This window comes from Niveibacterium sp., assembly GCF_041909475.1.
GTDB lineage: Bacteria > Pseudomonadota > Gammaproteobacteria > Burkholderiales > Rhodocyclaceae > Niveibacterium.
Genome location: NZ_JAYRDJ010000048.1, coordinates 22,288 through 31,096, shown reverse-complemented (window position 1 = coordinate 31,096; position 8,809 = coordinate 22,288). Strand labels below are relative to the sequence as shown.

Here is an 8,809-nt window from a genome sequence, read left to right as displayed (position 1 = left end):
GGCACGTACTTCTGGCCGAACTGGTTCCAGATGCCGAACTGACGGAACATGCCTTCCATACCGAAGGTGCGGGACTCATCCGGCACGATCGGCACGACGTGGCGGCCGATGTTCTTGTCCTTGAGCATCGTGTTGAGGATGCGGACAAAGGCCATCGTGGTCGAGAACTCGCGGCCTTCGCCGGACGCTTTCAGCTGCGCATCGAACGCACTCAGCGCCGGCACTTGCAGCGTATCGCCCTTGACGCGACGGCTCGGCAGATAACCGCCGAGGTCCATGCGGCGCTGGCGCATGTAGGTCAGCTCGGGCGAGCCTTCCTCGAACTTCACCAGCGGCATCTCGTCGACCTTGTCGTCCGGCACCGGGATCTCGAAGCGGTCACGGAAGCGCAGCAGCGATTCGTGATTCATCTTCTTTTGCTGGTGGGTGATGTTCTGCGCTTCACCCGAAGAGCCCATGCCGAAGCCCTTGATGGTCTTGGCGAGGATCAGCGTCGGCTGGCCCTTGTGCTCGGTGGCGGCCTTGTAGGCTGCGAACACCTTGAAGATATCGTGGCCGCCGCGGTTCAGGCGCCAGATGTCGTCGTCGGTCCAGTCGGCGACCAGGGCCTTGAGTTCCGGCGTGTTAAAGAAGTGCTCGCGAACGTAGGCACCGTCCTTCGACTTGAAGGTCTGGTACTCGCCGTCCACCGCTTCCATCATGCGCTTCTTCAGGATGCCCGCCTTGTCACGCTGCAGCAGCGTGTCCCAGTGCGTGCCCCAGATGACCTTGATGACGTTCCAGCCGGCGCCGCGGAATTCGGCTTCCAGTTCCTGGATGATCTTGGCGTTGCCGCGCACCGGGCCGTCGAGACGCTGCAGGTTGCAGTTCACGACGAAGACCAAGTTGTCGAGCTGTTCGCGGCCGGCCACGCCGATCGCGCCCATCGAATCGACCTCGTCCATCTCGCCGTCGCCGAGGAAGGCCCAGACCTTGCGGCCTTCGGTCTTGGCGAGGCCGCGATTGTCGAGGTACTTCATGAAGCGGGCCTGGTAGATGGCCTGCAGCGGGCCGAGGCCCATCGACACGGTCGGGAACTGCCAGAAATCCGGCATCAGCCAGGGGTGCGGGTAGGACGACACGCCCTTGCCCGAGGTTTCCTGGCGGAAGTTGTCGAGCTGCTCGTCGGTCAGGCGGCCGAGCATGTGCGCACGGGCATACACGCCGGGGATCGAGTGCCCCTGGAAGAAGATCAGGTCGCCACCGTCCGGATTGGAAGGCGACTTCCAGAACCAGTTGAAGCCCACGTCATAAAGCGTCGCGGCAGACGCGTAGGAGGCGATGTGGCCGCCGACGTTGGTGTCCTTGTTCGCGCGCACCACCATCGCCATGGCGTTCCAGCGCAGGAAAGCCTGAATGCGGCTTTCGATCGTGGTGTCACCCGGGTACTTCGGCTGTTGTTCAGCCGGGATGGTGTTGATGTATGCGGTGTTGGCGCTGTACGGAATGTCGGCGCCATCTTCGCGCGCCGCTTCGATCAGGCGCTCGATCAGGTAATGGGCGCGCTCAGGTCCTTCCTGGGCCAGCACGCCGGCGAGCGCTTCAAGCCACTCCTTCGTCTCCTGCGCGTCGATGTCGGACTGCAGCAGCACGTTGGGCAAAGAGGCCATCGGTGCGATCTCCTTCCTCGTTTGATTCGGGCAATCAAAAAACCCGCCGCCTCGGTGGGCGGCGGTTGCGTATCCAGTCCTGCGGCGGTCCATCGTAGGCGCGCGCAGTTCTAGCTTAATCCGTGGCTGAAGCAGCGGCCAGCGGGAAATCGGCGTTACTTTTCAGAAGATAAAACAGCTTACCGCATCGTGCAATAGAAAATTGCTCAAACAGGCAAGCCCCCAACATCAAACGAGCGTTTGCAAGTAGTTGATGCAGCGCAACATTTGTCAAAAAACGCAGTCGAACGGGGTGAGCGACACCAGCCTCCCACGCCAGAGCGGTCGAGCCAAAGCGGCCAACGAAGGGACATCCGTCTTCAAGGAAAATAATCAGCGGGCCGCAGCCCGTTTGCGATCGTCTTCGTAGGCAAACACGATCTGCCCGCGCCGCACTTCGGCAAGATAGGCCATGCGGCTACTCTTGATCGCCTCGTGATCGCTGACGGAGAACGGTTGCTGATAGCTCATCAGCGCGCCTTCGACCGGGTCGCGCAGATCCTCCAGTGCTTCGCGGATCTTCGGCCCTTCGGTGCTGCCCGCCTGGCGAATCGCCGCCACGAGCAGGCGCAGCGCGTCGTAGCCCTGCGCCGCGGCAGACGGCGACAGCATGCGGTCCGAACCCACTGCTTTCTGCCAGGCCTCGCGGAAGGCCTGCGCCCGCGGATGCGGATCGTCAACTAGGTAGGTCTGCGGCATCCGTGCGCCCTCGGCATTCGGCCCGGCGCTGTCGATGAAGGTGGACATCGACAGCGTCCAGCTGCCAACCATCGGCACTTTCCAACCTAACTTCGCCGCCGCATTCGCGATGCGGGCGAGTTCTGGGCCGATGCCGTAGGTCAGCAGCACCTCGGCGCCGGCGCGCTTGGCACGCAATACGGCCGCGGAGAGGTCCACATCACCCGGGTTGTAGCGTTCGACCGCCACGGCGCGCAGGCCGCGCTTCTCTAGTGCGCGCTCCAGATCATTGCGGCCGAGCTGCCCGTAGTTGGTTGCGTCATGCAGGATCGCGATGCGCGTGAAGCGCCGCCGCTCGACCGCCTCGTCCACCATCATCGCGGCCTGCAGCGCGTCAGCGCAGGAGAGGCGGAAGACGTAATTGTCGGCGTAGGCCGGTGGCAGAAACTGGCGGGTGATCAGCGAGCCGGTCGCCACGGCAGTGATCACCGGCACACGTGCGGACTGGTAGTAGCGCTGGCTCGCCAGCGCGACGCCGGTATTCACAATGCCGACCGTCGCGACGACCTTGTCCTGGCCAATCAATTGCTGTGCGACCGCCACGCCGCGTTCGTTGCGCGCCTCGTCGTCGCGCTCAACCAGCTCAATCGGCCGCCCCAGCACACCGCCCGCGGCGTTGATCTCGGCAGCCGCAATGCGGATGCCGTCGCGCATCGAGAGCCCCATCGGGCTGGAGCCGCCCGTAAAAGGGCCGGACACGCCGATCCGGATCGAATCCGCCGCCCAGCACGGCGACAACAGCAGATACAAGGCGAAAACACGCAGCACGGATGCGATCAAGAGCGCTCTCCTCCGCTATTCTTCTGTCTCTGCGGCGCCGTGAGGGGGAAACCCCAATCGCCGGCCGCAGGCGAACCCGGACAATGCCCCCCGGCGCCCAGATTCCAAGATGAACATTCTGCCCCGTTCCGGCAAGGAAGGCGCAAGTCGCCTCGAACTCTTTACCACCGCCCCCTACGTGGCCGTGGTGGTGTTCGCACTCGCCATGCTTACTGTCGTCTGGATGCTGCAGACGCAGGAAGAACTCGTCGAGCGCAACGCCTTGGGACGCGATGTGCAGTGGGCCGAGCGCACGATGCGCACCCACTTTGTCGCCAACGAAGACTTCCTCAACGAGCTGACGCGCGACATTGCCGCCGGGACGGTGGACGCCGACTCCTTCCAGCTGCGCACCAACCAGTATCTGGCGAACAACCCGGAGCTGCTGAACGTCGTGTGGATCGACACCAGCGGCAAGGTGCGCTGGACAGCCCCCTTCGACACCACGGACTGGCTGCCGGGCGATGCGATGACGCCGGAGCAAGGCCAGGTCGCCCGCCATGCGCGCGAGATCGGCCGTGCCGCCTATGGCCAGCCCTATCGCGGCGCCAGCGGCAGCGCACTGGTCGAAGTGTTCATCCCGGTGCAACGCGGGCGCTCGCCGTGGGGCATGGTGGCCGCGGTGTATTCGGTCGATGGCCTGCTGCACCACCTGGTGCCCTCATGGTTCTCCGACAAGTACCGCCTCGTGCTCACTGACGGCAACGGCGAACCACTCGCGAGCAACGCCACCTCGACCAACGCGACCGACTCCTCGCTGTCGTCGCTGATCGTCTTCGACCCGCCTGGCAACGGCCTCGCGCTGCGCGCAACCGCCTTCCGCGGCGAGGCGGAGCTACCGAGCGCGCTGCCGGTATCGCTGATCATCGGGCTCTCGGTGCTGGTGTTCTGGAGCCTCTGGGCACAGCGCGGCCACATGCTGCGCCGGATCAAGGTAGAGAAGGAGCGCGACCGCATCTTCAACCTGTCGCTCGACGTGCTGTGCACGATGACGCTGGACGGCCATTACCGCCGCCTCAACCCGGCTTTCGAGCGCATCCTCGGCTACGCCGCCGACGATATGGTCGGCCGGCAACTGCTGGAACTGGTGCACCCGGAAGACCTCGACAGCGCACGCGAACAGATGCGGCTACTGGCCGAGGGCCGCCCCGCCACTTTCGAGGCGCGCATGAAGTGCGCCGATGACCGTTACAAGTGGCTGGTATGGAGCGCCAACCCGGTGGCGGGCGAACGTGTGATCTACGCGGTGGCGCACAACGTCACCGACCGCAAGGCCGCCGAGGACGCCTGGCGCGCCGAATCCGCCTTCCGCAAGGCGATGGAAGAATCGGTGTTGACCGGCCTGCGCGCGACCGACATGAAGGGCCGCATTATTTATGTCAACCGCGCCTTCTGCCAGCTGACCGGCTATTCGGAAGAAGAGCTGGTCGGCATCGAGGAACCCTTCCCGTACTGGCCGGAAGACGAAATCGACCAGCAGCGTCAGCATCTGATGCAGTCCCTGTCTGGCGACGCGCCGGCCGACGGCTTCGAACTGCGCATCCGGCGCAAGGACGGCAGCTACGGTTACTCGCGCCTGATGGTGTCGCCGCTGGTGGACGCGGCCGGCGAACAGACCGGCTGGATGGCCGCGATGAGCGACATCACCGAATCCAAACGCATTCAGGCTGAGCTGGGCGCAGCGCATGAGCGCTTCGTCGCGGTGCTGGACGGCCTCGATACCGCGGTGTTCGTGGCCGATGTTCAGAGCGACGCAATCCTCTACGCCAACCGCGCCTTCCTCGCCGACTTCGGCCTCGACGCGATCGGCCGCACCACGCACAGCTTGGCACTACCGCAACCGGAGCTGGGCGACTACCCAGTCGACCCGCGCCGGCTGACTGCCACGCAGCTGCCACGCGAACTCTTCGATGGCGAATTGCAGCACCCGATCTCCGCGCGCTGGTTCCATGTACGCGAACGCGCGACGCGCTGGGTCGATGGCCGCGTGGTGCGCATGGCGGTCGCCACCGACATCACCGACCGCAAGACGGTTGAAGAGCTCAACCGCCAGCAGGAGGAACGCCTGCAGCGCACCTCACGCCTGATCACGATGGGCGAGATGGCGTCGACCTTGGCGCACGAACTGAACCAGCCGCTCTCGGCGATTGCGAACTACAGCTCGGGTTGCGTGAACCGGCTGCAGAGCGGGCGCTACAAACCGGAAGAACTGCTGGTGGCGATGCAGAAGGCCGCGCACCAGGCCGACCGCGCCGGCAAGATCATTCGGCGCATCCGCGACTTCGTGCGCAAGAGCGAGCCGCAACGGGGCGCAGTGCGCCTCTCGGACATCGTCGAAGACGCGCTGGGTTTTGCCGAAATCGACGCGCGCAAGCACGGTGCGCGCATCGACAACCGCATCACGCCAGACCTGCCGCCGATCTTCGCGGACCGCATCATGATCGAGCAGGTGGTGCTGAACCTCGTCAAGAACGGCATCGAATCGATGAAGGACAGCGAAGAGGACCGCCGCGTGCTGACGGTAACGGCGCGCGTGACCGAACACACGATCGAGGTGTCGGTGCTGGATCACGGCCACGGCATCAGCGCGGAAGACCGCGAGAAGCTCTTCAACGCCTTCTACACCACCAAGAGCGACGGCATGGGCATGGGCCTGAACATCTGCCGCTCGATCATCGAATTCCACAACGGACGTCTTTGGGTGGACAGCAACCCCGAAGGCGGCTCGATCTTCCGATTCACCCTCCCGACGGAGAAAGCCCTTGAACAACTCGTCGAACCTGCCTGAACAGACCGTCCATATCGTTGACGACGATGAGGCGCTGCGCGACTCCCTGATCTGGCTGCTCGAATCCGAAGGCTACACAGTCGCCACCTACGCCTCGGCCGAAGACTTCCTCGCCGCCTGGAGCCCGGCGCTCACCGGCTGCCTGCTGCTGGATGTACGCATGCCCGGCATGAGCGGACTGGAACTGTACGAAAAACTGGTGGCGCAGCACTCCACGCTGCCGGTGATCTTCATCACCGGCCACGGCGATGTGCCGATGGCGGTATCCGCCCTGAAGAAGGGTGCGGTCGACTTCATCGAGAAGCCCTTCAACGACCGGGACATGTTGCGGCTGATTGGGCAATGTCTCGAAGCCGAGCGCAGCGAGCGCACACAGCGCCGCCAGGACGCCGAAACAGCGCGCCGCCTCGATCAGCTCACGACGCGCGAGCGCGAAGTGCTGGACCTGATCGTTGCCGGCCGCCTCAACAAGCAGATCGCCGACGACCTGGGCATCAGCATCAAGACGGTCGAGGTGCATCGTGCCCGCGTGATGGAGAAGATGGGCGTGTCATCGCTGGCCGAGCTGGTGCAGATGGTGATGAGCGCCGACGCACCGCGGCGCTGACGGCGAACCGTATCCCGCCGGACAAACGGCTGTCCGGCGCGGACAAGGGGCTTTCACGGCCTTCCGCTTAAGCTGGCGTCAGCTTGATTGGAGGTCGCCATGAACACCATTTCCTCAGTTTCGTACAGCAGCAACCCGTACTCGCAGATCCAGCAGAAGCCGGTCGCGCGCAGCGTCACCGTCGAATCCGGTTCGCCGGAAACGATGATGATGAGCACGGCAGTGATGCAGCGCGAACTGGCCGAAAAGGGCGTCAGCAACCAGAACGTCAACACGCTCAACGAGCTGTCGAGCCAGGCTGTCAGCACGCAGATGATGATCCAGACGGCGCAGACCTATGCGGCGTCAGCGAGCAGCGCAAGTGGCAGCAGCGACAGCGCGTCATCGTCCTCGCTCAGCGCGACGGTCGTCGTCACGCCGGACGAAATCAACACCGACTACGACGCCGACGCACCGCGCCCGACGCCGTACTACCAAGACATGGAAGCGCGCGTCGCATCGGCCTACAACCCGATGATGTCGCAGCAGCCGGCTTCGCGCGTCAGCGCCTTTGCCTGAGCCCCATCTGCCTTGCCACCGCGGCGCACGCGCCGCCAGCGAATCACCCGTCATCCAAGCGGTCAGAAAGCCGGGGCACAAAGCGCTCGCCGCCCCGGCGACGCGATGGTAAACTGCTCGGTTTTCCTGAATATTCCGGGACTTAGCCCATGACCGCCCGCATTCTCGATGGCAAGGCAATCGCCGAACAGGTTCGCGAAGACATCGCGCTGAAGGCCGTCCAACTCACCGCGCAAGGCACCCAGCCCTGCCTCGCCGTGATCCTCGTCGGCTCGGACCCCGCCTCGGCGGTGTACGTCCGCAACAAGGTCGCCGCCTGCGAGAAAGCCGGTTTCCGCTCGCTGAAGTTCGAATACGCGGCAGACGCGCAACCGGAAACGGTGCTGGCGAAGATCGCCGAACTCAATGCCGACGCGAGCGTGCACGGCATCCTGGTTCAACTGCCCCTGCCCAAGCAATTCGACGAAGACGCGGTGCTCGAAGCAATCAACCCGGCCAAGGACGTCGATGGCTTCCACGCCGAGAACTTCGGCATGCTGCTTCAGGGTCGCGAGAGCTTCTACCCCTGCACGCCCTGGGGCGTGATGAAGATGCTGGAAGTCGGCGGCGTCGAGGTGCAGGGCAAGGATGCGGTCGTGATCGGCCGCAGCAACATCGTCGGCAAGCCGATGGCGGTAATGCTGCTGACCGCCGGCGCCACGGTGACCGTGTGCCACTCCAAGACCAAGGATCTCGCTGGCCATGTAAAGCGCGCCGATATCGTCGTCGCCGCGGTGGGCCGCCCGAACTTCGTCACCGGCGACATGCTCAAGCCCGGCGCGGTAGTCATCGACGTCGGCATCAACCGCCTCCCCTCGGGCAAGCTCTGCGGCGATGTCGATTTCGAATCCGCTAGCCAGGTCGCCTCGCTGATCACGCCGGTACCCGGCGGCGTCGGCCCGATGACGATCACGATGCTGCTCGGCAACACCCTGCTTGCCGCACAACGCGCGGCAAAGGCCTGAACAGCACACCACGGATCACGCGGATCGCCGCGGATTTGCACGGGCACCAAGCAAGGCTTTGATCCGCGTGCATCCGCGCCATCCGTGGCCACGCTTTTTCTGGACGAAGAAATGAACGAAAACCCCGTTGTCGGCATCGTGATGGGCTCCAACTCGGACTGGCCAACGATGCAGGCCGCCGCCCGCATCCTCAAGGAATTCGGCGTGCCTTTCGAAGCGCGCGTCGTCTCCGCCCACCGCACGCCGGATTTGATGTTTGAATACGCCGAAGCGGCGCGCGACCGCGGCCTGCAGGTGATCATCGCCGGTGCTGGCGGCGCCGCCCACCTGCCGGGCATGCTGGCCGCCAAGACCACCGTGCCGGTGCTCGGCGTGCCGGTGCAGAGCAAGGCACTGTCGGGCGTCGATTCGCTGCACTCCATCGTGCAAATGCCCAAGGGCATCCCGGTTGCCACCTTCGCGATCGGCGAAGCGGGTGCGGCCAACGCCGGCCTCTTCGCGGTGGCGATGCTGGCCAACGAAAACAGCCGACTGCGCATCATGCTCGACGCCTTCCGCGCCAAGCAGACGCAAAGCGTGCTGGACATGAAACTCGACGAAGTCTGAA

At 64.5% G+C, this 8,809-nt stretch carries 7 protein-coding genes; 5 read left to right on the top strand and 2 right to left on the bottom strand.

Features of this window, described 5'->3' with window-relative positions; genetic code table 11:
• Positions 1-1,649: pyruvate dehydrogenase (acetyl-transferring), homodimeric type (gene aceE, locus ACE3P0_RS20085; protein WP_374404574.1), on the bottom strand; the 1,649-nt coding region annotated here is incomplete at its 3' end.
• Positions 1,650-2,021: 372 nt separating this feature from the next.
• Positions 2,022-3,206, bottom strand: a complete 1,185-nt coding sequence (locus tag ACE3P0_RS20080; protein ID WP_374404573.1) for an ABC transporter substrate-binding protein — start codon at positions 3,204-3,206, stop codon at positions 2,022-2,024.
• A gap of 109 nt (positions 3,207-3,315) precedes the next feature.
• Between ACE3P0_RS20080 and ACE3P0_RS20075 the strand changes: the two genes are divergently transcribed.
• The 5 genes from ACE3P0_RS20075 to purE all read left to right on the top strand — a co-directional run bounded on the left by ACE3P0_RS20075 (position 3,316) and on the right by purE (position 8,808).
• A complete protein-coding gene (locus ACE3P0_RS20075) occupies positions 3,316-6,033 on the top strand; it encodes a PAS domain S-box protein (RefSeq protein WP_374404572.1) in 2,718 nt (905 codons plus the stop codon).
• A complete protein-coding gene (locus ACE3P0_RS20070; RefSeq protein ID WP_374404570.1) occupies positions 6,008-6,640 on the top strand; it encodes a response regulator transcription factor in 633 nt (210 codons plus the stop codon). Before ACE3P0_RS20075 ends, ACE3P0_RS20070 begins: the two co-directional genes overlap by 26 nt.
• 99 nt (positions 6,641-6,739) lie before the next feature.
• On the top strand, positions 6,740-7,198 hold the full coding sequence (locus ACE3P0_RS20065; protein WP_374404569.1) for a hypothetical protein: 459 nt from the start codon (positions 6,740-6,742) through the stop codon (positions 7,196-7,198).
• 149 nt (positions 7,199-7,347) lie between these two features.
• Positions 7,348-8,202 carry a bifunctional methylenetetrahydrofolate dehydrogenase/methenyltetrahydrofolate cyclohydrolase FolD gene (gene folD / locus ACE3P0_RS20060; protein WP_374404568.1) on the top strand — a complete coding sequence of 285 codons (855 nt, stop codon included), beginning with the start codon at positions 7,348-7,350 and terminating at the stop codon, positions 8,200-8,202.
• A gap of 111 nt (positions 8,203-8,313) precedes the next feature.
• Positions 8,314-8,808, top strand: coding sequence for a 5-(carboxyamino)imidazole ribonucleotide mutase (gene purE / locus ACE3P0_RS20055; RefSeq protein ID WP_374404567.1), 495 nt, complete (start codon positions 8,314-8,316; stop codon positions 8,806-8,808).
• Position 8,809 lies beyond the last annotated feature (1 nt).

Bases quoted from the DNA above. Each gene is read 5' to 3' on its own strand.
- purE (WP_374404567.1), top strand. From the start codon at position 8,314: ATGAACGAAAACCCCGTTGTCGGCATCGTGATGGGCTCCAACTCGGAC.
- ACE3P0_RS20075 (WP_374404572.1), top strand. From the start codon at position 3,316: ATGAACATTCTGCCCCGTTCCGGCAAGGAAGGCGCAAGTCGCCTCGAA.
- folD (WP_374404568.1), top strand. From the start codon at position 7,348: ATGACCGCCCGCATTCTCGATGGCAAGGCAATCGCCGAACAGGTTCGC.
- ACE3P0_RS20065 (WP_374404569.1), top strand. From the start codon at position 6,740: ATGAACACCATTTCCTCAGTTTCGTACAGCAGCAACCCGTACTCGCAG.